The sequence below is a fragment of the Streptomyces sp. NPDC059816 genome (assembly GCF_042732055.1).
Classification (GTDB): Bacteria; Actinomycetota; Actinomycetes; order Streptomycetales; family Streptomycetaceae; genus Streptomyces.
Genome location: NZ_JBHWIQ010000001.1, coordinates 165,355 through 188,570 on the forward strand (window position 1 = coordinate 165,355; position 23,216 = coordinate 188,570).

General features: G+C 71.0%; 21 protein-coding genes, 1 tRNA gene and 3 pseudogenes. 9 read left to right on the forward strand and 16 right to left on the reverse strand.

Features of this window, described 5'->3' with window-relative positions; all coding sequences use genetic code 11:
* Positions 1–106 precede the first annotated feature (106 nt).
* The 4 genes from ACFV88_RS00720 to ACFV88_RS00735 all read right to left on the reverse strand — a co-directional run bounded on the left by ACFV88_RS00720 (position 107) and on the right by ACFV88_RS00735 (position 2,573).
* The gene (locus ACFV88_RS00720; RefSeq protein WP_385484366.1) at positions 107–937 is read right to left on the reverse strand and encodes an MBL fold metallo-hydrolase; all 831 of its coding nucleotides are present in this window, start codon (positions 935–937) and stop codon (positions 107–109) included.
* Positions 934–1,839 (reverse strand): NUDIX hydrolase, encoded by a 906-nt coding sequence (locus ACFV88_RS00725; RefSeq protein ID WP_385484369.1) that lies wholly within the window; start codon positions 1,837–1,839, stop codon positions 934–936. The genes ACFV88_RS00720 and ACFV88_RS00725 overlap by 4 nt, the downstream gene beginning before the upstream one ends.
* 105 nt (positions 1,840–1,944) lie before the next feature.
* Positions 1,945–2,415, reverse strand: a complete 471-nt coding sequence (locus ACFV88_RS00730; RefSeq protein WP_385484372.1) for a RidA family protein — start codon at positions 2,413–2,415, stop codon at positions 1,945–1,947.
* Positions 2,412–2,573, reverse strand: a complete 162-nt coding sequence (locus tag ACFV88_RS00735) for a DUF4177 domain-containing protein (RefSeq protein ID WP_385484375.1) — start codon at positions 2,571–2,573, stop codon at positions 2,412–2,414. The genes ACFV88_RS00730 and ACFV88_RS00735 overlap by 4 nt, the downstream gene beginning before the upstream one ends.
* Positions 2,574–2,643: 70 nt before the next feature.
* Between ACFV88_RS00735 and ACFV88_RS00740 the strand changes: the two genes are divergently transcribed.
* Positions 2,644–3,633 (forward strand): ArsA family ATPase, encoded by a 990-nt coding sequence (locus tag ACFV88_RS00740; protein ID WP_385484378.1) that lies wholly within the window; start codon positions 2,644–2,646, stop codon positions 3,631–3,633.
* Positions 3,630–5,102 carry an ArsA family ATPase gene (locus tag ACFV88_RS00745; protein ID WP_385484381.1) on the forward strand — a complete coding sequence of 491 codons (1,473 nt, stop codon included), beginning with the start codon at positions 3,630–3,632 and terminating at the stop codon, positions 5,100–5,102. The genes ACFV88_RS00740 and ACFV88_RS00745 overlap by 4 nt, the downstream gene beginning before the upstream one ends.
* Positions 5,103–5,726: 624 nt before the next feature.
* On the opposite strand, the gene ACFV88_RS00750 is transcribed toward ACFV88_RS00745, so the two are convergent.
* Positions 5,727–6,119, reverse strand: coding sequence for a WhiB family transcriptional regulator (locus tag ACFV88_RS00750; protein ID WP_385484384.1), 393 nt, complete (start codon positions 6,117–6,119; stop codon positions 5,727–5,729).
* A gap of 430 nt (positions 6,120–6,549) precedes the next feature.
* Between ACFV88_RS00750 and ACFV88_RS00755 the strand changes: the two genes are divergently transcribed.
* Entirely contained in the window at positions 6,550–8,844 is a 2,295-nt protein-coding gene (locus ACFV88_RS00755; protein WP_385484387.1) for a transglycosylase domain-containing protein, read from the forward strand.
* A gap of 120 nt (positions 8,845–8,964) precedes the next feature.
* Here the strand turns inward: ACFV88_RS00755 and ACFV88_RS00760 are convergent, their stop codons facing one another.
* Entirely contained in the window at positions 8,965–9,429 is a 465-nt protein-coding gene (locus ACFV88_RS00760; RefSeq protein WP_385484390.1) for a GatB/YqeY domain-containing protein, read from the reverse strand.
* Between the two features lie 188 nt (positions 9,430–9,617).
* On the opposite strand from ACFV88_RS00760, the gene ACFV88_RS00765 reads away from it, so the two are divergent.
* Together ACFV88_RS00765 and ACFV88_RS00770 are read left to right on the forward strand one after the other, a co-directional pair.
* Entirely contained in the window at positions 9,618–10,556 is a 939-nt protein-coding gene (locus ACFV88_RS00765; protein ID WP_385484393.1) for a metallophosphoesterase, read from the forward strand.
* 98 nt (positions 10,557–10,654) lie between these two features.
* A tRNA-Pro gene (locus tag ACFV88_RS00770) sits at positions 10,655–10,728 on the forward strand.
* Positions 10,729–10,829: 101 nt separating this feature from the next.
* On the opposite strand, the pseudogene ACFV88_RS00775 reads toward ACFV88_RS00770, so the two are convergent.
* Positions 10,830–10,913: pseudogene (locus ACFV88_RS00775) on the reverse strand (site-specific integrase); the annotation flags it as partial.
* 123 nt (positions 10,914–11,036) lie between these two features.
* Between ACFV88_RS00775 and ACFV88_RS00780 the strand changes: the two are divergent.
* A pseudogene (locus ACFV88_RS00780) lies at positions 11,037–11,891 on the forward strand (hypothetical protein); the annotation flags it as partial.
* Positions 11,892–12,178: 287 nt separating this feature from the next.
* Here ACFV88_RS00780 and ACFV88_RS00785 read toward each other — a convergent pair.
* The 5 genes and pseudogenes from ACFV88_RS00785 to ACFV88_RS00805 all read right to left on the reverse strand — a co-directional run.
* Positions 12,179–13,450, reverse strand: a complete 1,272-nt coding sequence (locus tag ACFV88_RS00785) for a hypothetical protein (protein ID WP_385484396.1) — start codon at positions 13,448–13,450, stop codon at positions 12,179–12,181.
* Positions 13,451–13,464: 14 nt separating this feature from the next.
* Positions 13,465–15,414 (reverse strand): hypothetical protein, encoded by a 1,950-nt coding sequence (locus ACFV88_RS00790; protein WP_385484399.1) that lies wholly within the window; start codon positions 15,412–15,414, stop codon positions 13,465–13,467.
* Complete coding sequence (locus ACFV88_RS00795) at positions 15,411–16,202, reverse strand: toll/interleukin-1 receptor domain-containing protein (protein WP_385484402.1); 792 nt, start codon at positions 16,200–16,202, stop codon at positions 15,411–15,413. The genes ACFV88_RS00790 and ACFV88_RS00795 overlap by 4 nt, the downstream gene beginning before the upstream one ends.
* 262 nt (positions 16,203–16,464) lie before the next feature.
* Positions 16,465–17,469 (reverse strand): transcriptional regulator, encoded by a 1,005-nt coding sequence (locus ACFV88_RS00800; protein ID WP_385485162.1) that lies wholly within the window; start codon positions 17,467–17,469, stop codon positions 16,465–16,467.
* 96 nt (positions 17,470–17,565) lie between these two features.
* Positions 17,566–17,850: pseudogene (locus ACFV88_RS00805) on the reverse strand (helix-turn-helix domain-containing protein); the annotation flags it as partial.
* Positions 17,851–18,278: 428 nt separating this feature from the next.
* Between ACFV88_RS00805 and ACFV88_RS00810 the strand changes: the two are divergent.
* A complete protein-coding gene (locus ACFV88_RS00810) occupies positions 18,279–18,530 on the forward strand; it encodes a hypothetical protein (protein ID WP_385484405.1) in 252 nt (83 codons plus the stop codon).
* Between the two features lie 53 nt (positions 18,531–18,583).
* Here ACFV88_RS00810 and ACFV88_RS00815 read toward each other — a convergent pair whose 3' ends face one another.
* The 4 genes from ACFV88_RS00815 to ACFV88_RS00830 are packed head-to-tail and all read right to left on the reverse strand — an operon-like array spanning position 18,584 to position 22,448.
* Positions 18,584–19,831 carry an ABC transporter permease gene (locus ACFV88_RS00815; RefSeq protein WP_385484408.1) on the reverse strand — a complete coding sequence of 416 codons (1,248 nt, stop codon included), beginning with the start codon at positions 19,829–19,831 and terminating at the stop codon, positions 18,584–18,586.
* Positions 19,828–20,511, reverse strand: coding sequence for an ABC transporter ATP-binding protein (locus ACFV88_RS00820; RefSeq protein ID WP_385484411.1), 684 nt, complete (start codon positions 20,509–20,511; stop codon positions 19,828–19,830). Before ACFV88_RS00820 ends, ACFV88_RS00815 begins: the two co-directional genes overlap by 4 nt.
* Positions 20,508–21,977 (reverse strand): peptidoglycan-binding protein, encoded by a 1,470-nt coding sequence (locus ACFV88_RS00825; RefSeq protein WP_385484414.1) that lies wholly within the window; start codon positions 21,975–21,977, stop codon positions 20,508–20,510. Before ACFV88_RS00825 ends, ACFV88_RS00820 begins: the two co-directional genes overlap by 4 nt.
* 60 nt (positions 21,978–22,037) lie before the next feature.
* Positions 22,038–22,448 (reverse strand): hypothetical protein, encoded by a 411-nt coding sequence (locus tag ACFV88_RS00830; protein ID WP_385484417.1) that lies wholly within the window; start codon positions 22,446–22,448, stop codon positions 22,038–22,040.
* A gap of 83 nt (positions 22,449–22,531) precedes the next feature.
* Here ACFV88_RS00830 and ACFV88_RS00835 point away from each other — a divergent pair, with 83 nt between their 5' ends.
* Positions 22,532–22,933, forward strand: coding sequence for a helix-turn-helix transcriptional regulator (locus ACFV88_RS00835; RefSeq protein ID WP_385484420.1), 402 nt, complete (start codon positions 22,532–22,534; stop codon positions 22,931–22,933).
* 54 nt (positions 22,934–22,987) lie between these two features.
* Positions 22,988–23,212 carry a hypothetical protein gene (locus ACFV88_RS00840; RefSeq protein ID WP_385484422.1) on the forward strand — a complete coding sequence of 75 codons (225 nt, stop codon included), beginning with the start codon at positions 22,988–22,990 and terminating at the stop codon, positions 23,210–23,212.
* Positions 23,213–23,216: the final 4 nt, after the last annotated feature.

The window sequence follows — 23,216 nt, forward strand, 5'->3', positions numbered from 1 at the left end:
GCGGCCGCCGCGCCCCCCCCTCACCGCCGTGGCCCCCCCCGTGAGGTCACGGGGCGCTCCTCGGCGTTCAGGGCCCCACCGGGCCGGTCAGGGGGTGTCCGCGCGGCTAGATGAGGCCGTGCTCGCCCAGGTAGTCCAACTGGGCCCGGGTGGACAGCTCGGCCGCGGGCCACAGCGAACGGTCCACGTCCGCGTACACCCGGGCCACGACCTCCGCCGCGGTCCGGCAGCCGTCCTCCACCGCGGTCTCCACCTGGGCCAGCCGGTGCGCCCGGTGGGCGAGGTAGAACTCCACGGCGCCCTGCGCGTCGTCCAGGACCGGCCCGTGCCCCGGCAGGACCGTGTGCACCCCGTCGTCGACGGTGAGCGAACGCAGCCGGCGCAGCGAGTCCAGGTAGTCCCCGAGCCGCCCGTCCGGATGGGCGACCAGCGTGGTGCCCCGCCCGAGGACGGTGTCCCCGGTGAGGACCGCCCGGTCCGCGGGGAGGTGGAAGGAGAGCGAGTCGGAGGTGTGCCCGGGAGTGGGCACCACCCGCAGCTCCAGCCCGCCCGTGGTGATCACGTCCCCGGCTGCCAACCCCTCGTCCCCGAGCCGCAGCGCGGGGTCCAGGGCGCGCACCCGGGTCCCGGTCAGCTCGGCGAAGCGGTGCGCCCCCTCCGCGTGGTCGGCGTGGCCGTGGGTCAACAGGGTCAGGGCGACGCGCTTGCCCGCCCGTTCGGCCGTCGCGATCACGGCGCTCAGGTGCGACTCGTCCAGCGGGCCCGGGTCGATGACGACGGCGAGCGGGGAGTCCGGCTCGGCCACGATCCAGGTGTTGGTGCCGTCCAGGGTCATCGGCGACGCGTTCGGCGCGAGGACGTTCACCGCGCGCTCGGTCGCCGCCCCGGAGACCACCGCACCCCGCGGCTGGCCGGGCAGGGGAACCGTTCCGGTCATCGCGCACCTCCCGCGCCGGGCTCCGGCGCACCGTCCGGGACGGCCCCGGACGCGGGCACCGCCTTGGTGAACTCCTCGTGACCCGGCCAGGTCAGCACCACCCGGTCACCCTCCAGCCGTGCCTGCGCCAGGACGGGGGTCAGGTCCCGCCCGGGAGCTGCGGCCAACGCCTCGGCGGCCGTGCCGAAGCCGGCCAGCTGGCGCAGGGTCGCGATGGTCGGGGGCATCATCGTCAGTTCCCCCCGGTCGTACCGGGCGGCGGCTGCGGCCGGTGGGGTCCACACCGTGCGGTCGGCCTCCGTGGAGGCGTTGCGGGCGCGCTGCCCCGCGGGGAGCACCGCGACGAAGAACCAGGTGTCGTAGCGGCGCGGCTCGAACTCGGGGGTGATCCACCGCGCCCAGGCGCCCAGCAGGTCCGAACGCAGCACCAGGCCCCGGCGGTCCAGGAACGTCGCGAACGAGGTCTCACGGGCCACCAGGGCGGCGCGGTCGGCCTCCCAGTCCTCGCCGGTGGTGTCCGAGACCACCGCGTCCGGCGCGGGGCCGGCGAGCAGCACCCCGGACTCCTCGTACGTCTCCCGCACGGCCGCGCACACGATCGCCTGGGCGGTCGCCTCGTCGGTACCGAGCCGGGACGCCCACCACGCCCGCGGGGGACCGGCCCACCGCAGGTCGCGGTCGTCGTCACGGGGGTCGACGCCACCGCCCGGATACGCGTACGCGCCCCCGGCGAAGGCCATGGAGGCGCGGCGGCGCAGCAGGTGCACCCGGGGTCCGTCGGGGGCGTCCCGCAGCAGCATCACGGTGGCGGCGCGCCGGGGCGGGGCGGCTCTCAGGGTGCCGTCCGCCCACGCGCGGATGCGGTCCGGCCACTCGGGTGGGTACCACTGCCCGTTCACCATGGCGGGAGGCTATCCCGGGGGGCGCTGATGTTCGAGGGGGCCGTGGGGGCCCGGCACCGGGGCTCACCACCGGCGCCGCGGCCCGCTACGGGACCTCGACGGAACCTAGTCGGCGACCAGCTCGACCAGGACCTCGATCTCGACCGGCGCGTCCAGCGGCAGCACCGCGACGCCGACCGCGCTGCGCGCGTGCACGCCCTTGTCCCCGAAGACCTCGCCCAGCAGCTCGCTGGCCCCGTTGAGGACCCCCGGCTGACCGGTGAAGTCCGCCGCCGACGCGACGAACCCGGTGACCTTGACCACTCGCGCGACCCGGTCCAGGTCCCCGGCGACCGACTTCACCGCGGCCAGGGCGTTCAACGCGCAGGTCCGCGCGAGGCCCTTCGCCTCCTCGGCGGTGACCTCGGCGCCGACCTTCCCGGTCAGCGGCAAGGTGCCCTCCACCAGGGGCAGCTGGCCCGCGGTGTACACGTACACACCGGTCCGCACCGCGGGCTGGTAGGCCGCGAGCGGCGCTGCGACCTGCGGCAACGTGAGTCCGAGCGCGGTCAGACGCGCCTCGACCGCCCCGCTCATTCGGACTTCTCGCGCTTCAGGTAGGCGACGAGCTGCTCCGGGTTCGGACCCGGAACGACCTGCACCAGCTCCCAGCCGTCCTGTCCCCAGGTGTCGAGGATCTGCTTGGTGGCGTGGACGAGCAGCGGCACGGTCGAGTATTCCCACTTCTTGGTCATGCGGCGACTGTATCCGCTGGGAAAGGCGGCCTCCTGCGTAGGCCGCGGTGCCAGTGGTTAGGCTCGCAGTGTGAGCAGGTTCCAGGTCGTCAGCGGCAAGGGCGGTACCGGCAAGACCACGGTCGCCGCCGCACTGGCGCTCGCCCTCGCGACCGAGGGCAAGCGCACCCTCCTCGTCGAGGTCGAGGGCCGTCAGGGCATCGCGCAACTCTTCGAGACGGAGGCGCTGCCCTATGAGGAGCGGAAGATCGCGGTGGCCCCCGGCGGCGGTGAGGTGTACGCCCTCGCCATCGACGCGGAGTTGGCCCTGCTGGACTACCTCCAGATGTTCTACAAGATGGGCAGCGCGGGGCGGGCCCTCAAGAAGCTCGGCGCGATCGACTTCGCCACCACGGTGGCGCCCGGCGTACGGGACGTCCTGCTGACGGGCAAGGCGTGCGAGGCGGTCCGGCGCAAGGACAAGGCCGGCCGGTTCGCGTACGACCACGTGGTGATGGACGCGCCGCCCACCGGTCGGATCACCCGCTTCCTCAACGTGAACGACGAGGTGGCCGGGCTCGCCCGGATAGGGCCCGTGCACCACCAGGCGCAGGCCGTGATGCGGGTCCTCAAGTCCCCGCAGACGGCCGTCCACCTGGTGACCCTGCTGGAGGAGATGCCCGTGCAGGAGACCGTGGACGGCATCGCCGAACTGCACGCCGCGCACCTCCCGGTGGGCCGGGTCTTCGTCAACATGGTGCGCCCCCGGCTACTGGACGGGGCCTCGCTGGCGCTGCTGGACGGAGCGGACGGCGGCGTCCCGCGCTCCGCCGTCGCCAGGTCGCTGTCGGCGGCCGGACTCGGCGGGGCCCGCAAGGGCGGCAACGCCGAGAAGCTCGTCGATCCGCTGCTCGCGCAGGCCGCCGAGTACGCGGAACGCCGCGCCCTGGAACACACCCAGCGGGCCGTGCTCGAAGGCTCCGGCCTCCCGCTGGCCGAACTGCCGCTGCTCGCCGAGGGCGTGGACCTCGCGGGCCTGTACCGGCTCGCCACGGACCTGAGGAAGCAGGACAGCGCATGACGCCACCCATCGAGCGGGCGTTGGCCGTGGACCCCCTGTTGGACGACCCGCGCACCCGCATCGTGGTGTGCTGCGGCGCGGGCGGCGTCGGGAAGACGACGACGGCCGCGGCGATCGGACTGCGGGCCGCCGAGCGCGGGCGCAAGGTGGTCGTGCTCACCATCGACCCGGCCCGCCGGCTGGCCCAGTCCATGGGCATCGACTCGCTCGACAACACCCCGCGTCGGGTGAAGGGCGTCGACGACGCGGCGGGCGGCGAACTGCACGCCATGATGCTGGACATGAAGCGGACGTTCGACGAGATCGTCGAGTCGCACGCCGACCCCGAGCGGGCCGCCGCGATCCTGGGGAACCCCTTCTACCAGTCCCTGTCGGCCGGTTTCGCGGGCACGCAGGAGTACATGGCGATGGAGAAGCTGGGGCAGCTGCGCGCGCGCGACGAGTGGGACCTGATCGTGGTGGACACCCCGCCGTCCCGGTCCGCGCTGGACTTCCTGGACGCTCCCAAGCGGCTCGGGTCCTTCCTGGACGGGAAGCTCATCCGGGTGCTGATGGCCCCGGCGAAGGTCGGCGGCCGGGCCGGGATGAAGTTCCTGAACGTCGGCATGTCGATGGTGTCCGGCGCCCTCGGCAAGGTGCTGGGCAGTCAGCTGCTGCGGGACGTGCAGACGTTCGTGGCGGCCATGGACACGATGTTCGGCGGCTTCCGTACCCGTGCGGACGCGACCTACCGGCTGCTCCAGGCGCCCGGTACGGCGTTCCTGGTGGTGGCCGCGCCGGAGCGGGACGCCCTGCGCGAGGCCGCGTACTTCGTGGAGCGGTTGGCCGCCGACGACATGCCGCTCGCGGGGCTGGTGCTGAACCGGGTGCACACCAGTGGCGCGGCCCGGCTGTCCGCGGAGCGGGCGCTCGCGGCGGCGGAAGCCCTCGACGAGCGGGCGGCGGCGGAAACCCTGGACGGGCGGGAGACGGACGGTCTCGACGGGCGGGCGGCGGCCGAGGGCACTGCCGAGCCGGTGGCGGCCGAGGGCTCCGATGCGGAAAATCTTGCCGGGCGGGGCATTGTCGATCAGGGGGACGGGAAAGCTGGTCTTCGGAGCGGTGTGGCTCCCCCCGAATCCCCCGAGCCCCCCAGCTCGCCCCGATCACGGCCGGAACATCCCGAAACCCCCGATCACCCGCGTGGCGCGAGCGACCCGGGTGACCCCGACCCCCGCCCGAGCGACCGCGGTGGACCCGACCGGCTGACGGCCGGCCTGCTGCGGCTGCACGCCGAGCGCATGCAACTGCTGGACCGCGAGCGGCGCACCCGGGACCGGTTCACCGCGCTGCACCCCGAGGTGGCCGTCACCGAGGTGACCGCGCTGCCGGGCGACGTCCACGACCTCGCGGGCCTGCGGGACGTCGGCGAGCGGCTGGCCGCGCCGGCAGCCGCCACCGGTGGGACGGGTACGACTCCCGCCGGTTGAGCGGACGCCCTGGCCGACCGGCCCTGGCCACCCCTGGCCGACCGACCTCGGCCGACCGTCCCTGGCCGGCGGAGCGCAAGGAGCACGACGAGTACGACCAGTACGAGGGAGTGGACGGAGGACGGAAGGCACTCGGCAGAACGATCACCGTGGGCCGAGCAACCTCCGGCCCCGCCCTCACGTCTTCCTCCACAGCACGACCCGGCGCCTCCCCCGGCACCGCTCAGCACCGTCAGCAGTTCCCGGCACCGTCAGCACCGCACGCGGGCCACGCACCACGGCAGCAGATCGGGCACCCACGGGCCCGTCGGCCCACGGATCACCGTTCCCGCGACACCCGCACGACACGTACCGGCACAGCACCTATCCCGCACGGCGCGTGCGGCACGGCATGCACATGTACGGCACAGGGCGCACGAACATCAGCGCGCGTCGCATGGCTGTTCGGCGCGCCGGCGCACGGGTGGTGCACGCGCAGGGCATCGCACGACGATGCACCCGAGCGACGCGTGCCCGCGCACACCAGCGCGCGAGCAGGGCATGTGTTCCCGTACCGACGCACGGGCCGCTCCCACTACATCCACCGAACGAGTGATGCTCGGTGCACTCGGTACGCGGTTCCGTCTACCCGACGGCGGCGTAGCTCTCGTAGCGCTCCTCGTACGAAGCCACTTCGTCCATGTCATCCATCTCGCGCATGTCGTCCACGTCGTCGATGTGCACGGGCAGCAGGCCCGCGCCACGTTCGTACTCGGTGCGCGCGGTCTCCAGCAGTCTGCGCCAGGACGTGACCGTCGGGCGCCGGCGCAGCAAGGCGCGGCGTTCCCGCTCGGTCATGCCTCCCCAGACGCCGAACTCGACGCGGTTGTCCAACGCGTCGGCCAGGCACTCCGTACGCACCGGACATCCGGTGCACACCGCCTTCGCCCTGTTCTGCGCTGCTCCTTGTACGAACAGTTCGTCCGGATCGGTAGTGCGACAGGCCGCCTGCGCACTCCAGTCGGTTACCCAGCCCATACCGGCGCCGTCCTCTCCCGAATTCGAGGCTCCCCCACGGCGGCAGCGGCATATTCACCGCCGCCAGTTGAGGACGTTACGGAAGGCAGGCACAGCGCAACACCCCCTTCGGGCCCAATCTTGAATGGCCCGAACGGACTATGCGTACGCGGCAGATCACCCAACGGAGTGACGCTTGGACATGCGTGAGGGAAGCCACAAAGCAGGAGGGTTCCCTACGTCACTTCGGACGCGGGGCGACACAGGCGACGGAATCGGACACCGCCCAGCGGGCCGCCGACGCCTCCAAGCGCTCGGGGGAACTTTCCTCGGGCGGAAGGGGTTTGACCATCTGAAGGGTTGATGTCCGGCCGTACTGCTGTGACAGTCGTGAGCAGCTTAGGCCAAGGCATATACGTGTGTCCGGCGAATCAGAACGTAGGCTGCCTCCATGCCAAACAAGCGCTCGGGCGGTGGGCTGTCCCCCACGCAGCAGGCCGCCAAGTTCCTCGGTGTCAGCGTGCTCGCTGGAGTGGTGCTGGCCGGTATCGCGCTGCCCGCAGCGGGCGCGCTCGGCCTCGCGGCCAAGGGCTCGGTCGACAGCTTCGACGAGATCCCCGCCAATCTGAAGCGCCCGCCGCTGAGCCAGCGCACCACCATCCTGGACTCGGAGGGCGGCCCGCTCGCCACGGTCTACTCGCGCGACCGCACGGTGGTCCCGCTGAAGGACATCTCGCCGTACATGCAGAAGGCGGTGATCGCGATCGAGGACTCCCGCTTCTACGAGCACGGGGCGATCGACGCGAAGGGCATCCTGCGCGCCCTCAACGAGAACGCGCAGAGCGGCGGCGTGGCCCAGGGCGCGTCCACCCTGACCCAGCAGTACGTGAAGAACGTCTTCGTCGAGGAGGCGGGCGACGACCCGACGAAGGTCGCCCAGGCCACCCAGCAGACCCTCGGCCGCAAGATCCGCGAGCTGAAGTACGCGATCCAGGTCGAGGAGGAGCTGGGCAAGAAGCGCATCCTGGAGAACTACCTGAACATCACGTTCTTCGGGCAGCAGGCGTACGGCATCGAGGCCGCCTCCCAGCGCTACTTCTCCATCCCGGCCAAGAAGCTGAACGTCGAGCAGGCCGCGCTGCTCGCCGGCATCGTCCAGTCCCCCAGCCGGTACGACCCGGTGAACGACGAGGCGGAAGCCACCAAGCGGCGCAACGTCGTCCTCCAGCGGATGGCCGAGGTCGGGGACATCACCCAGGCCGAGGCCGCCAAGGCGAAGGCCAAGCCGCTCGGCCTGAAGGTCAAGCGCCCGCAGAACGGCTGCATCACCGCCGTCAACGGCGGCGGCTTCTTCTGCGACTACGTGCGCAACGTCTTCCTGACCGACCCCGCGTTCGGCAAGACCAAGGAGGACCGCGCGAAGATCTGGAACCGCGGCGGCCTCACCATCCGCACCACCATGGACCCCCAGGCCCAGGAGTCGGTGCAGGACTCGGTCAAGAAGCACGTCTACAAGAGCGACAAGGTCGCGACGGCCATGTCGATCGTGGAGCCCGGGACGGGCAAGATCCTCGCCATGGGGCAGTCCCGCCCCTACGGCCTGGGCAAGGGCGAGACCGTGCTCAACCTCTCGGTCGACAAGGACATGGGCGGCGGCGCCGGCTTCCAGCCCGGTTCGACGTTCAAGCCGATCGTCGCCGCGGCGGCCATCGAGGGCGGCGTCCCCGCGACGAAGGTGTTCCCCTCGCCGTACAAGATGCCCTTCCCCAGCCCGGTGGACACCTGTGGCGGCGGGAAGTACGTGAACACCTCGAACGAGGAGCTGGAGAACGAGAACGAGAGCGAGGTCGGCCCGTACGGCATGAAGGAGGCGACCGCGAAGTCGGTCAACACCTACTACGTCGAGCTGATCAGCGAGATCGGCATCTGCCCGGTCACCACGCTCGCCAAGCAGATGGGCGTCGAGCGGGCCGACGGCGGCAAGCTGGCGCAGGGCCCGTCGATCGCGCTGGGCACCGAGGAGATGTCCCCGCTCACCATGGCGGGCGCGTACGCCACCTTCGCCTCGCGCGGCACGTACTGCACCCCGGTGGCCATCCAGTCGATCACCAACGCCGAGAAGAAGTCGCTGCGGGTCCCGAAGTCCACCTGCTCCCGCGCGATGTCCGAGCGGACCGCCGACACCGTGAACACCCTCCTGCGGGGTGTGGTCGAGGCCGGTACCGGCCAGGAGGCCGGTCTGGGTTCCCGCCCGAGCGCGGGCAAGACCGGTACGACGGACTTCCGCTACGCCGCCTGGTTCGTCGGGTACACCCCGAACGCGGCGGGAGCGGTCTGGGTCGGTGACCCGGCGCACAAGCAGCGGATGGTCAACATCACCATCGGCGGCCAGTACCACGACAAGGTCTTCGGCGGTCAGGTCCCCGGTCCGATCTGGCGCGACGCCATGAGCGGGGCGCTCGCGGACAAGGCCGCCCCCGACTTCAAGCTGATCAACATCCCCGACACCCCGCGCAAGCCGAAGAACGAGGACGGCGAGGGCGACGGGGGCGACGGGGGCGGTGACGGCGACAACGAGGACGGTCGACCCGGCGACGGCCTGATCGGCGGATTCCTCGGCGGCACGAACGGCGGCCGTCCCGGTGGCACGGGCGGCCCGGACACCGATGTCCGCCCCGGCACGAGCGGCGGTGGCGGTAGCGCCGGGCGCAGTGGCGGCGCGGGCGACGGGCGCGGAAGCGACTGATCGCGCCCCCGTCACCCACGAGTGGCGGGAGCACCGGACAGGGCAGAGGGGCGCCCCGACACACACGACGTGTGCCGGGGCGCCCCTCTGTCGTGCTCGCCGGATCCGCCGCAGGCTTCGTCAGCCCGCGAGGAGCTGCTTGACGAGGGCGGCGACCCGGCCGCCCTCCGCCAGACCGGCCACCTTCGGGTTCACGATCTTCATGACCTGACCCATCGCACGGGGCCCCTCGGCACCCGCCGCACGGGCCTCGGCCACGGCCTGCTCGACGATCTCCCGCAGCTCGTCGTCGCCGAGCTGCTTCGGCAGGTACTCGGCGAGGACCTCGCCCTCCGCCTTCTCCCGCTCGGCCTGCTCGGCGCGGCCGCCCTGGGCGAAGGCGTCGGCGGCCTCACGACGCTTCTTCGCTTCGCGGGCGATCACCTTGCGCACCTCGTCGTCGGACAGCTCACGGGCCTGGGTACCGGCGACCTCTTCCTTGGTGATCGCCGTGAGGGTCAGCCGGAGCGTCGAGGAGCGCAGTTCGTCGCGCCCCCGGATGGCGGTGGTGAGGTCTTCCTTGAGCTTGGACTTGAGCGTGGTCATGGGGGGATTGTCGCAGGCGGGACCGGCCGGACGCCCGGCGATTTACGCAGCGCCGCGGGAACGCCCCCCGCCGCACGTCCCTGCGCAGATCCGGGCGCAGGTCCGGGCGCAGGCTTGGGCCAGGCCGGGCGCCGCCGAATGATCACACCGATCGCGGAAGAGTTGTTCGAGTCTGACACGATGGGGGCATGCGAGCGCGTTATGGAGTACCCCTGTCAATCGCGGCAGTCGGCGCCGCCGGCCTGCTCTACTCGGCGGGTTTCGAGGCCCGTTCGTACCGTCTCCGGCGAGTGACCGTTCCGGTCCTCCCGCGGGGGATGCGTCCACTGCGGGTCCTCCAGGTGTCGGACATCCACATGGTCGGCGGTCAGCGGAAGAAGCAGCGGTGGCTGCGTTCCCTGGCGGGCCTGCGCCCCGACTTCGTGATCAACACCGGGGACAACCTGTCGGACCCGGAGGGCGTCCCCGAGGTCCTCGACGCGCTCGGCCCGCTGATGGAGTTCCCCGGGGCGTACGTGTTCGGTTCGAACGACTACTACGGACCGACCCTGCGCAACCCCGCGCGGTACCTGTTCGAGAAGGCCCGCGGACAGCACGGCCTGAACGGCAACCCGCCCGCCGTGGGCGTGGTCCGCAACCCGTGGGAGGACCTGCGGGACGGCTTCGACGCGGCCGGCTGGCTGAACCTCACGAACACGCGGAGCACGCTCAAGCTGGCGACGGGCGCGAGCGGCGTGGAGATCGGGCTGACGGGCCTGGACGACCCGCACATCAAGCGGGACCGCTACGCCCAGGTGGCGGGCGGCCCCGACCCCTCGGTCGACTTCTCGATGGGCGTCGTGCACGCACCGTACCTGCGGGCGCTGGACGCGTTCGCCGAGGACGGCTACCCGCTGATCCTGGCCGGCCACACCCACGGGGGCCAGCTGTGCATCCCCTTCTACGGTGCGCTCGTCACCAACTGCGACCTCGACACCGACCGGGTCAAGGGCCTCTCCACGCACACCGCCGCGGGGCGCACCTCGCACCTCCACGTCTCCGCGGGCTGCGGCACCAGTCGGTACACCCCCGTCCGGTTCGCCTGCCCCCCGGAGGTGTCCCTGTTGACCCTGGTCCCCGCGCCCTGACCGGGTACGCGGACGCCCGCCGGGGCCCGGGAAACCGGATTTCGTCTCCGGCCCCCGGTGGGCTAAAGTAATCGACGTCGCCGCTGATGCGGGGACATCGGGGTGTGGCGCAGCTTGGCAGCGCGCTTCGTTCGGGACGAAGAGGTCGTGGGTTCAAATCCCGCCACCCCGACAGCCAGTAAGAACAGGTGAGGCGCCTACGAGAAATCGTAGGCGCCTCACCTGTTTCGCCTGAGTGTCTGTCTGCGTGGCTACCGGTCCAGGCCCGTACCCCGTTCCGAAGATCCCGTCCACGGCAACGACCCCAGTCTGGATCACCGGGTGGATCTGCTTGCGGTAGACCTCCTCTGTCCCCGCGTCGTCCACTCACGCAGTTCGATCTCGACTCCGGGCAGGCATCAGGCAGCTACTCACCCTTCTCATCCTTCTTGGCTCAGATGTCCCCGTAACACCAGGGCCCACTGTCACGGTCCCCGCACGACGCACTCGGTCTCCGCTGTCCACTCTGTCGACCTCCGAGTCGAGCCGGTCGACGAGGTTCTTGACCGCGTCGAGCGGTCCCTTCAGACCCGACTGGACCCGGGCACGGCAGTATGCAGGCGCCGGTCCGTGGTGGCCCGCGCAGACCGAGGTACCTGGGTACGAGTGGAGCGGCGCTCCCTCGACAAGATCACGGACCAGGGGTGGAACGGTACGGAGAGCGCTGCCCGGCTGGAAGGCGTCACCCAGCCCGCGTGGCGGGGGTGTGTGGTCTGGTCGGACGCGGAGGAGCCGGTGATGTGGCGGGCCGACGAGACCGATCTCCTTCCCGGCGCGTCGGTCGGGACCCCCGTCCTGGCTGAGGAGCCGGCGCTGTCCGAGGAGTGGTGGCGGGCCTTCGGAGCTTCCCTGGACGCACTGGCGCGGAACACGACCGGGCGCGTGGCCACCCCGGACACCGTCACGATCACGCAGGCCCTACTCACCGAGTTGATTCACGATGCATACACCGACGAGATTAATACGACTGTCGAGCGATGGGTTCCGGCCCACGCCGACCTGAACTGGGCCAACATGAGCGCGCCGTCCCTCTCCCTCTTCGACTGGGAGGACTGGGGAAACGCCCTCCGAGGGCTCGACGCCGCGACGCTCTGGGCCGCCTCGTTCGCCGTCCCCGCTCTGGCCGATCGTGTACGGCGCGAGCGATGGCACGGCTTCGAGAGCCGGGGCGGCAAGCTGATGACGCTCTTCGTGTGCTTGAAGATCCTCGGACCGGAGGCGCACCTGAAAGACCCTCAGATCGAACCCGCCCGGCACAGGGCACGGCAGGTAATCGCGGCGCTTCAGACGGGCTGAGCGATCGACCGCTCCCGGAGGAGGGCGCGGTACTCGCGGACCGTCTCCACCAGCGCCCGCGGCGCTACGACGATGGCCCCCTCGATGCCTACCTGGCTTCGCAGCAGCCCGACACTAAGTCGTTGACATTCCAAACCCCAGGTCAGGGGCCTGACGCGAGAGTGGGCCAGGCCCCGACTCTTCGGCGCGCATGGAGAGCCGGAGGGTCAGGGCCTGGTATCCGGAGGCTGAAGGCTTGGGTGAGCAGTTTCGCGTACGAAACACTCCTGCACGCGTAAGCGGTCGGGTCAGGTCTCGCCTCCCCATGTCCCTTCGTTCTCCGGGCGGTGGGACTGAGCAGCGTCCGGCTCCGGGGGGCGGGCCCAGGAGGGAGCGGAGGAGGTGGCGTTGGCGTAGAAGGCGGTGCCGGGCGCCACGGGGGGCTCGGGGTGCTCCGGAGTCATGGAGTCGGCAGCGGGAGGCGCAGTCGATGGCGGAGTCGGAGACTCGGGGGCGGAAGCGTCGGATGCGTCGGGATCGTCGGGATCGCGGGGGAAGAAGACGTCACGCAGACGTTGGGCGTGAGCGGGGCGGCCGGCGGCCTCGGTGGAGCGGATGAGGCGGTGGAGGAAGACGGAGCGTTCGTCGGATTCGTCGCTGAGGCCGAGATCGCCCAGCAACAGATGCGCGCCGCGGAGCACGGAGTCGGTGTCGTCGTCCAGTGGGTCGGCGCTCCAGGACGGGGACGCCGGATGAGTCGCCGGGTGGCTGGATCCGCCGAGGAGGTCGGCGGTGTCGGAGGCGGGCAAGGTGTGGACGAGATGCCGGAACAGTTCGGGGACCTCGGCGTCGTTCGAAGCCGCGGAGAGCTGGGCGAGGGGACCGATCAGGTTGGCGGCGTGCTCGATTTCGTCGTCGTGTCGGGCGAGCCACCAGGTCACCGCACTGCCGGGGGTGTGGAGAATCTCGGTGGCGAAGTAGTGGCGCCGATCGCGCTCGAATTGCCTCTCGCGGTCCCAGGTGGCCTGTGCCTTCCGCAGGTTCGCCAGGTTGTCGAGACGCTCGCGGTCCGCCGGGGTGAGGGTGAGGGTGACGTGGGAGGCCATGGCCACCACCGCGAGAGAAGCATCGGGTAGGACGGCCCCGAGGACCCCCTCCAGACGGTACCGGACGGAATCCCAGCGTCCGGGCTGTTCGGCGTGGGTGACGGCCTCGGCCCGCTCGATGATCGAGGCCTTCGCCCGGGCGGACAGGGCCGCATCCTCACCGTGGGACCGTTGCTCACGGGGTCGCCACCAGATCGACGCGGAGAAGAAGAAATCGTAGTCAGCGACCGCGCTCGGCAGTCGGACGCTCTCCACCTGGACCACTTCATAGGGCTGTTCGACAGAAATGGGAGGCTCCGGGGCAGGCTGGGGCGGCGGGGCGGCCGTGCGTCGCTTGGCCCACCACAGGCCGCCGGTGAGGACGGCACCGAAGAAGATCCACGGCCAGACGTTCGGCCCCTCGGCCGCGGTGCCGAAGAGGATCAGGCAGAGGGCGGCTCCGAGCCCCGGGAAGAGGCTGTTGCTGCGGTGCATGTCTCGCTCCTGAATCAGTCGGATGAGGTGGTCCCGCCGCAATCGACGCCCTGCACGGCGTCGATTGCGTGCCAGAAGGCAGCGGCGGTCGCGGCACGGCCGTCGGAGGGCTGAGCCGGGCCAGCGGCCCAGCCGCAGGTGATCGCGTACAGCCGGTTGAGGATCTCGCCCCGTCCGGAGGCCGCGTCCAGCAGGACCTGGAGGCCGAGGCTCCCCTCGGCCTCCGGTCGCAGCGCCGAGAGCCAGCGTCGTACGACCGGTGTCCACAGCTCGGCCGAGCCCTCGTCCATGACCGTTGTCCACAGCTCGGTGAGTTGTCGCCACGGTTCGCGGGCCCGTAGGCCGACAGGTTCGACGAGATCCAGGTAGAGCATCAGATGGGCGCGGGCGTTCGGACTCTCCGGGGAAAGGAGGCGCCCGATGAGGCGGGCTCGTAGTTGGCGGCTGCTCCGGGCCATTTCCAGTAGGGCGGCTCGGGCCTCCTCGACCTCCTCCCCTCCCGGTCTGAGCGCGAGATGGTGCAGACGCACCAGAGCCTGCGCGGGATGTGTGGATGCGACGACCTGCCGGCAGACACCGGTCAGCACGCGTACAAGGTCCGCTGGCAACGCGGCCCCGCCGACGGCCCAGGCATAGATCTGAGCTCGGAAACGTGCCCCGTACCGCTCGTGCACGAGCCCGCGTTCCAGCATGGCCGCCGTCTCGGCGTTGAGCAGAGGACGGCGTGCGGTACGGGTCCACTGTTCGGCCAGGACCCACAGATGGTCGGGCCGTCCGACCGCCAGCGCTTGGTCGGAGAAGCGTTCGACCAGGCTCATCCGGTCGTCGTGGGTGAGCTGCGGCAGCCGGAGCGCCTGCCCGACCCAGTCCCGCAGTCCGTCGCGCAGATCGGGGAAGTTGTTCCAGAAGTGGGTACGGACCGCACTGTCGAAGGCCAGCCGTTCGAACCCGACCCGGCCGTCGGCGTCCCGCCGGATCCCGAGCGACCGGAACTGCTCGCCCAGATCCGGCTGTGCAAGGCGCGGGGTGTCGTCCCCTCTGTGGTCAAGGGTCCTCAGCAGCAGGTCCGAGCCGTGGAAGACGGCGTCCGCCGAGGCTCCGCTGAACATGGCGCCGGTCAACAGCAGCGCCCGCCCCTGCGCCGTACGGTGATTGCTGACCTGGCGGGCCGCTTCCCCGGCCCAGTCCGTGACGGCCGACATCGCCTCCGCGCACCAGTCGGGGAAGCGGCTGTCCTGTCCCGCCCTGTCCCTCGCCAGCCGCACCAGCTCGGCAAGCTTGGCCAGCTCCCGCATCGGGGACGTGGCCAGAAAGCCCAACAGCTCCTCGCCCTCGGTCTCCTCCTGAGTGAACGCAATGCCGCCCACTCGCAGATGCCGCCGGAAGACCGCGATTTCCCGGGGCCGCCCCAGCCGCACCACCAGCGGCCGGAGGTCCGCGTCGAGGAGATGGTCCAGGCTGTCCGGGAGGACGACGGCCATCCGGGCTCCGGCGCCCTCGACCGCCGAGCGGAAGGCGGCGAGGGCTCGCTGAGCGGCCGGGTAGTCGTCGTGGGCAGTGTTGGAGAGATCGAGGAGATAGTGGTCGGACGGGCCGGGCTCCAGCCGGCCCGCACCGTGCTCGTGCTCCGGCGAGAGCTCTTCCATCCGGCCTTCGTCGCCACCTGACTGGTGCAGCAGCATGGTGGCCGCCGCGCGCCGGCCGCTGCCGCGGGGGCCGTCGAGCAGGACGACGGCCCCCGGGGCCTCCATGCGTTCCAGCCCGTCGCGGAACGACCGGGGAGGAACGAAGCGGCTGCGGAGAAGGCGACGGCGCTGAAGGGTGATCCTCTGCAGGTCGGGGCCCCGTCTGAGGAGCCGACCCAGGTCTTCGTCCAGCAGCCAGAACGAGCCTCCGTTGAACTGCGGACCGGTCCCGCTGTTCACAGGCCCGCGGGGCCCGTTGACATAGGCGTCGCCCGTCACCGGTCCTGATCCTCGCGCCGTGACTCACGGCCCGAGGTCTGCCGCACGGTGCCGGAGTTGTCCCCCGCCACATAGCTGACACCCATGCCGTCACCGTGGAACCGCGGACCGTTGTGCTGCTCGCCCGGTCCGGTGTTGACCGGCCCTTGGGGTTCGTTGACGAAGCTGCCGAGGTCTCCGGCGAGATGACCGATGCTTCCGCGCAGTCGCTGGCTGACGTCCCGGGCCTGAGTCTGCGATCCGCGGACCTCGCCGCCTGCTGTGTTCCCCTGATGGCCTGGCGACGGCTGCTCGGCCGGCGTGCGCTCGGTGTCCACCGCGGCCAGTCGAGGTACGAGGCCGGCGAGGTCGTCCGCCAGTCGGGCGAGGTCGGCCCGGTCGTTGCGGTGGCTGAACCGCCGGTACTGGAAGTCCGCCAACTCGGCCAGCTCCGGCGGAAGAGCTGCGGCGTCGAGCCTGGTGGCCCGGCCGACCAGGACAGGGATGACCAGGGCCCCGCTGTCCAGAGCTTCCAGGATCTCCCGACGCGTCCAGTCCTCGGGATCGTCCAGCGCCCGACCGCCGTTGCGGGACTCCGCCTCGGTCCAGTGCTCGCCGATCACCACCAGGACGGCGCTGCTGCGGCGCACAGCCGTGACGAGCTGGTCCGGGAAGCGTTGGCCCGGAGTGATCGACTTGCTGGCCTTGAAGATCGCCTCGTCGCCGAAGCGGCGGGACAGCTCGCCCGCTATCAGGGTGGCGGTGGCCTCCTCGTCGCCGGTGCGGTAGTTCACGAATACGTCGGGCATGCTCGACTCCTTCTGGGAGGGATGAAAGGTCGGTGAGGTGCGTTCGGGCGCATGGGGACGGGGGCTCCCGTACGACAGGCGTACGGACTCCGCAGTACGAGTTGGGCGCACCACGTTCCACAGACGCAAAGGTCTGTTCCGGTGCGGGGAAGCCAATTCCGGTACGCCGGGCCCCGGGTCGGCAGACACGCGGAACCTCGACCGGTACGCGAGGATCGGGCTTTGCAGGAAGAACTCGGTCACGCGGGGCTGCGCGGAGAGATCAACCAGAGGTCGCAGGCACGGGCCTGAGCGCCCGCGTCAGCCCGGGCTGAAGATCGCGGACGGCCTGGTTGGCCCGGAACCGCGTCAGCTCCCGGGCAAGAAGCGCGATGTCGGCCCTGACCGTGGCGGACGGCACGGTCACAGCGGCGTCGAGGAGTTCCTGGGCGATGTTGCAGGCGTACTCGATCTCGCCGGTCGCGGCATGGGCCAGGGCCCTGCGCATCCCGTAGCGCGTCCGCGCGCGGAGCGCTTGGCGGGGGATGCGGGCGCACTCCTGGTCCAGTGTGCGGGCCGCCGCCTTTGGCCTGCCGAGGTCATAGAGGCACCAGCCGGTGACCATGGCCGCTGGATCGGCGAGATGAGCGGTGCCGATCACCGGCCAGGCAGTGTTCTCCCGCTGCGCGGAGGACAAGGCGGTCCGGGCACGGTCGAGGCTGGTCAAGCAGGCGCGTTCGTCCCCGGCCAGGGCATGGCCCTGGGCCTCCCGCTGGGCGGCAAGCCCTCGGATTCTCGGCGGCAGCCTGCCGTCCTGCGCTCCGCGCGCAAGAGCGACGGTCCGTTGCGCCTCACCGGCGTAGAAGGTGACAAGGGCGCGTCGCACCAGGGCATACGAGGCGAGGTCGCGATCTCCGCCGGCCTGGGCCAGGGTGACAGCGTCTGCCGTCAGGGCAAGCGCGGCTCGGGTGTCGCCGGACTCCTGCGCCATCCATCCCGCGTACTCCGCGAAACGGGCTGCGAGCAAGAGGAACTTGGATCTGACCTGGGAGCTTGCCCGGACGGCGAGTTCGGCGACGGTCTGGGTCTGAGTCTTGAGCAGTGGCAACAACAGGACCGGGTCCGTCCGCTGGCCGAGCTGGCGCATCTGGTCGAACTGGACGCGGAAGGCTTGCGCGGTGCTGCCCTCCTCGTCCCGTACGGTTCCGGCGCCAGTCGTGGACGGATCGAGGCCCAGGCCGTTCAGGACCCCGCTGCCGAGGAGAGTTCCCGTACCCGCGGTGATCAACTTGCGCCGCCCGGCCCCCCGGCCGACCGCGCCGCCCCCAACGGGCCCGTCGACCCGTGGGGCAGGCCCCTCCACCAATCGCTGCAGCTCTCCGCCTGCGTTCAGTTCGGCGTCGGAGCGCAGAGCCAGGTTGCGTGAGGGGCTCCGCAAGCCGCGTTCGACCTTGCTGAGGTGGGCCCTGTGATAGCCGGTCAGGATAGAGAGCTCTTGGAGCGACAACCCCCTCTCCTGTCTCAGGCGACGCATCTCCGACCCGAACACTAATGACACGCGCATGCCAATCAACCCCTCACGGGACATAAACAACCAGGGTGCAGGGATGGGAGTTCGGCGTGATCTCCGCCGCTCCGTGAACGAGTCTGGCACGCAGAATGTGCACATGCCCGCGATCTCGCGAGTTTGCCCGTTGCCAGTAATCACGCAGGGGCCGGCGAACGTCGGCGGACGGCCCCCGGGCCCTTCGGGCCTCGGCGTTGAGCTGCCTGGCGTGAGCTTGGGCGGCAACCGATCTCAGGACACGCCTGCCAGGAAGAAGGCGATTGGCCCCGGCCGGAGCGTGGGAAAGAACACGCCTCGTCCAGTTGGGGAGCCCGAGCAATACCCGAACCTTCCCGACACCAAGCAAGACCCACAGGAACCAGGTATCTGACCTGCGGAAACAGTTACACGCAGGTGGCTATCCCGCCCGAGCCTAATTCGGGACGAAGAGGTCGTGGGTTCAAATCCCGTCACCTCGACAGCCAGTAAGACCAGGTCAGGGGCCTGATCCGCGAAAGCGGGTCGGGCCCCTGAGTGGTTTCTCGGGCCTCTTGGCGCTGCTGATAGACAAGATCCGTGACGCGGTGGGCCTGCATCCCGATCCGCCGACGAACGCGGTGGTGTTCGCGGTGGACGAGAAGCCGCAGATCCAGGCGCTGGAGCGGACGCTCGACATGGCCCGGTCACTGCTGCATCAGCACCACGCCCGGGCTCTGGGCGTGGTGCTGAACCACGCACCGAGGAGACCACGACCCGGCTCGTGCGCACCGCGGCCCTCCAGCACCGGATGGCGGCCCCGATGACCACGCTGGGGGGGCGGTTCGGGCATTGCGATAGGTCCCGCAGACCTCACCGGTCAGCGCCGAAGGGCCTCCACCGGCTGGATGCGCGAGGCCCGCCAGGCCGGATAGAGGCCAGCCAGCACGCCGGTGACCAGCCCGACCAGCGGGGCGGCGGCAACGGTTGCGGGGTGCACGACCGGCGTCCAGTCTCGGACCACAGCGACGGCAACCACCGTCACGGTGCCCAGGCTGGTGCCCACCAGGCCGCCAAGGGCGCCGAGGGCTCCGGACTCGGCCAGGAACTGGGCGGTGATGTGCCGGGCTCGGGCGCCCAAGGCTCGGCGCAGCCCGATCTCGCCGGTCCGCTCCAGCACCGCGACCAGAGTGGTGTTGGCGATGCCGACCGCGCCGATGATCAGGCAGATCCCGGCCAGCAGCAGAAAGAGCTGATTCAGGTCGAAGCTCACGGTCGAGCGTAGGGCCTTGGGGTCCGGGGGCGGGATGGCCTTGAAGTACTCGGGGTGGTCAGGGCGCAGCGCGGTGGCCGCTTCGGTGGCGACCTGCTGGGCGGCGCCCAGTTCGGTGGCGATCAACATGCCGGACTCGGTGGGGTCGGGGGCGCCCCAGATCTGCTTGGCGGTGGTGCCCGGGACGACGACGGAGAGCAGCAGGTCGGCCTTGCGCTCCACATCGTCGACGATACCGACGACGGTGAACGACTCCTCGCCGATGAACAGCGCGGGATGGGTCTCCAGGGTGGTGATGCCCAGTCGGCTCGCGGTGCCCGCGCCGATCACCGCGACCCGGCCGGCTTTGGGCATCCGCTCGTCGTACAGTCGCCCCTCCGCCAGGGTCGGCACGGCGGCCTTCAGGACGCCGGGCGAGGCTGCGACGACATCGATCCGCTCGCCTCCGGCACTGTCGCCGATGGGCGCGGAGCGGACGCTGCCCGCCCGGTCGTCCCGCACGGTCCAGTAGACCCCCGCGGCCTTGACCCCGTTCACCCTGCGCATCCGGGCGTCGGCGTCCTCGAGGAAGGCGGGCCCGGTGAGCTGGTCGGGGTCGTCCACCGTCTCCTCGATCGTCACCTCGGTGGCGGTCAGGGCGTTGAACCGGGCGTCGATCTGGGACGAGGTGGTCGCGGTCAGTCCGAGGATCGCCACGAACGTGCCGACGCCGAGCACCGTGCCGAGCCCGGTCAGCGCGGAGCGGGCGGGCCGCTGCAGCATCCCGGCCGTGGCCTCGGCGAGCAGGTCGCGGGGGGTGAAGACGGAGGGTATGACGCCGTTGGCGGCACGTGCACGCCGGATGCGCAGCTTCACGCGGCCACCCGCTGCTCACGAAGGACACCGTCGCGGATGGCTACGGTGCGGGCACCGCGGGCGGCCACCTCCGGATCGTGCGTGATCAGCAAGATGGTCATCCCGTCGCCGTGCAGTTCGTCCAGCAGCGCCAGGACCGCCCCGGCGTTGACGGTGTCGAGATTGCCGGTGGGCTCATCGCACAGCAGCAGGGAGGGGCCGGCGGCCAGTGCCCGGGCGATGGCGACGCGTTGGCGCTCACCGCCCGAAAGCCGGGTGGGCAGCGAGTCGATGCGGTGGCCGAGGCCCACGCGGACCAGGGCGTCGCGGGCGCGCGGGGCCCGCTCGGCGTGGGGGATGCCGTTGTAGACCATGGCCAGAGTGACGTTCTCCAACGCCGAGCGGTGCGGCAGCAGATGAAAGGCCTGGAAGACGAAGCCGATGCGACGACCGCGCAGCGCGGTTCGATCGGCGTCACACAGTGCGCCGGTGTCGTAGCCGTCGAGGAGGTACGTGCCATGGGTGGGGGCGTCCAGCAGCCCGGCGATGTTGAGGAAGGTGGACTTGCCCGAGCCCGAAGGCCCGACGACGGTGACGAAATCCCCCGGCTCGACGAGCAGTTCACACGGCTTGAGGGCAGGCACGGGCGGCGGACCCGGGTAGGTGAGGCCGACTTGGCGGAACTCGATGACCGGCGTCACTGCCCCGCCGCCCCCTTCTTCACACCCACGATGACCTGCTCGCCCTTGGCCAGCCGGGCGGCCCCCACCGGCTCTACGGCGACGAAGCCGTCGCCCGCGGTGCCCGTGCGCACCTCCACCCGACGCCGCTCGTCGTCCGACTGGAGCACCGTGACCGTGGCCCGGCCGTCGGCGCCCGCGGTGAGCGCGGTGATCGGCACGACCAGCGCCTTGCCGCCGGTACGGGCCGCTTCGATGGTCAGCCGCACGTCCTGCCCGGCCAACCGGGCGTCCAACGCCTTGTCCGGATCGACCCGCAGCAGATAACCGTTCTGTCCCGGCGGCGCCGACGCCCCGCCGTCCGACTCGCCCTCGCCGCCGCCCCCGCTGCCGCTGTCCGGCGCGGTCAGCGAATCGGCCAGCGAACCCACCTTCGCCTGTGCCTCGATGCCGGTCAGCTCCGAGTAGATCTGCACCCGCTGCCCCTTGCGCACCAGGCCCTTCTGGTGCTCCTGCAGATAGGCCTGTACCGCGAGCTTCCCGCCGGACACCGTCAGCATCGTCCCGTCCACGGGCGAACCCACCTGTTCCGGCACCGCGTCCACCCGGGCGGGAAAGCCCTGGAGGAAGACCACTTCGCCGGCCGGCAGCCGAGGACCCGACGTGGCCTGCGCGGCGGCCAGCTCATCCCGCGCTTCGTCCAGATCGTCCTGCACCGCTTGCGCCGACCCCTTGCCCGCGGCGTCCTTGCCCTCGGCCTCCTTGGCCTCGGCGGCCTTGGCCTCCTCCAGCGCCCTCTCGGCCGCCGTCACCGCGCGCTCGGCCGACTTCAGCCCCTTCCCGTTGTCGTCCGTGGCCGGCAACGGGTCGTAACCTATGGCGGCGTAGAAGGCGTTGAGAGCGTCCTTGGTCCCTGCTCCGAAGGTTCCGACGGCATCGCCGCCCGTGCTGTGTCCCAGGGCCCGCAGCGCCTCCTGCAGCTGCTTCACGTCGTCGCCTTCCGCGCCGGGCTTGAGATCGCGGTAGACGGGTATCCGCCCGGGCAGGGCGAACACCGGCCGCCCCGAGACCTCGAGCAGGACCTGCCCGGCCTTCAGCCGATCGCCCTGCTTGACCGGCACCTTGGTCACGACGGGTGCGGCACCGTCCTCCCCGCCGGCCACTTGCGGCGCCACATCCACACTCTGTCCGGCGACGACCTGCCCGCGCACGATCACCGACGACGTCAACATCCGGTGTTCCACCGTTGACGTCAGCACCGACCGCTCCGGCGGACTCGCCTCCTCCGCCGCCGCCTGCGAAGGCGACTTGATCACTGTGGAGGCCAGCACTGCGCCCCCCGCGAGCAACACCGCCCCACCCGCGACAGCGGCGATCCAACGGCGCTTGCGCGCAAGCCCGCCGGCCGGACCTGCGCCTGCGGTCTCCGCGACCTCCTGCGTCGCCTTCACCACGGGCTCGTCCCCAGCATCCGGTTGTGCGGTCACTTCGTCACATTTCCTCGTCGCACCCTGCAGACCTGTTTCACCGTGTCCTGCCGGGGTCGGTCAGCCGCCAACGACGACGTCGCCGTCCGGGCCGGGACCGCACTTCTCCAGGGCCGCTTTGAGGTCGTCGTTGTCGCTGTTCTTGGCCCTGTCGTACGTGGTGAAGCCCTCGGCCTTCATGCACGCGACGAAGGCCGGGTCCGCCTTCGCTGTCTTGCCGTCGCCCTCGGAGGTGTCCGGCACCGGCAGGAGAGCCGCGCATTCACTCTCGGCCTTGGTCAGCGCCGCCCCGCCCCCGCCGGCCTTGACCACGCGGAGTTCGCCGTCGGGGGTGGTCTCGATCTTGACCCCGTTCTTCTCCAGGCACCCGTAGTAGTCACGCTCCGAGTCGCTCGCCGCCGAGGGCTCCCCACTCGCCGCGGGCCTCGTGCTGGAGTCGCTCCCAGGATTGCACGGGCTCTGACCGCCCATGCAGCCATGGAAATCCGGGGGGATTCATGTGTTCTGTTGACCGGGTGTGCGGGAACTGTTTGCCGAACGGGGACAGTGGCGCCTTGGCCGCCGGGGACTTGCTGCTCTGCGCGCTCGCCCTCGATCCACCTCTCACCGGGACCGAGGAGAAGGTCCTCGACCTGCTGCGGGGCGGGCCGACCAATGCGGAGATCGCCACCCACCTGGGTATCGCGACCCGTACGGTGAAGTTCCATGTGTCAAACCTGCGTATGAAGCACTGCGGGCTCTCCCGCCTCCAGCTCTGCCTGCTGGCCACGTTGCGCCGACTGGACCCTGTGGTGGCCGCGGCCGCCGTGGGAGCAACCGATCAGATGGGAACCGTCCCCCGCCCCAGGGTCGCCGCGGATCTCAGGATCACGCCGAAGAAGCTGGCGGGAGGCGGTCCCGCTGCACCCGGATGCGGTCGGATCCGCCGGCAAGCCCTCTCCGTCATCGTCGTGTGAGACGCCCCGGAGCGATCAGTCGCCCTGATGGGGCACGACCGAGGTCTCACCCGCGTGTCCAGCACCACCGAGCCCGGCGCCGATCCCGCGCCGAAGCCGAAACGCCGCACCTTCTCCGCCTCGTACGAGCTGCGGATCGTCGCCGCGCACGACGCCGCCCCCGCAGGTGACCAGCGCACCACCCCGACCCGCCCGAAGCCGCGCGGGGAGCGGGGAGAACGAGCACCTGCGCGAGGAAGTGGCCGGGAAGGACGCGGCACTGGAGGTGCCTCGTCCTGACCGA

What these genes read in the sequence shown, in the direction of transcription:
- ACFV88_RS00730 (WP_385484372.1), bottom strand. Translation starts at nt 2,415, where the DNA reads ATGAGCGGGGCGGTCGAGGCGCGTCTGACCGCGCTCGGACTCACGTTG.
- ACFV88_RS00735 (WP_385484375.1), bottom strand. Translation starts at nt 2,573, where the DNA reads ATGACCAAGAAGTGGGAATACTCGACCGTGCCGCTGCTCGTCCACGCC.
- ACFV88_RS00725 (WP_385484369.1), bottom strand. Translation starts at nt 1,839, where the DNA reads ATGGTGAACGGGCAGTGGTACCCACCCGAGTGGCCGGACCGCATCCGC.
- ACFV88_RS00795 (WP_385484402.1), bottom strand. Translation starts at nt 16,202, where the DNA reads ATGCCCGACGTATTCGTGAACTACCGCACCGGCGACGAGGAGGCCACC.
- ACFV88_RS00785 (WP_385484396.1), bottom strand. Translation starts at nt 13,450, where the DNA reads ATGCACCGCAGCAACAGCCTCTTCCCGGGGCTCGGAGCCGCCCTCTGC.
- ACFV88_RS00830 (WP_385484417.1), bottom strand. Translation starts at nt 22,448, where the DNA reads ATGGGCGGTCAGAGCCCGTGCAATCCTGGGAGCGACTCCAGCACGAGG.
- ACFV88_RS00745 (WP_385484381.1), top strand. Translation starts at nt 3,630, where the DNA reads ATGACGCCACCCATCGAGCGGGCGTTGGCCGTGGACCCCCTGTTGGAC.
- ACFV88_RS00720 (WP_385484366.1), bottom strand. Translation starts at nt 937, where the DNA reads ATGACCGGAACGGTTCCCCTGCCCGGCCAGCCGCGGGGTGCGGTGGTC.
- ACFV88_RS00760 (WP_385484390.1), bottom strand. Translation starts at nt 9,429, where the DNA reads ATGACCACGCTCAAGTCCAAGCTCAAGGAAGACCTCACCACCGCCATC.
- ACFV88_RS00755 (WP_385484387.1), top strand. Translation starts at nt 6,550, where the DNA reads ATGCCAAACAAGCGCTCGGGCGGTGGGCTGTCCCCCACGCAGCAGGCC.
- ACFV88_RS00750 (WP_385484384.1), bottom strand. Translation starts at nt 6,119, where the DNA reads ATGGGCTGGGTAACCGACTGGAGTGCGCAGGCGGCCTGTCGCACTACC.
- ACFV88_RS00765 (WP_385484393.1), top strand. Translation starts at nt 9,618, where the DNA reads ATGCGAGCGCGTTATGGAGTACCCCTGTCAATCGCGGCAGTCGGCGCC.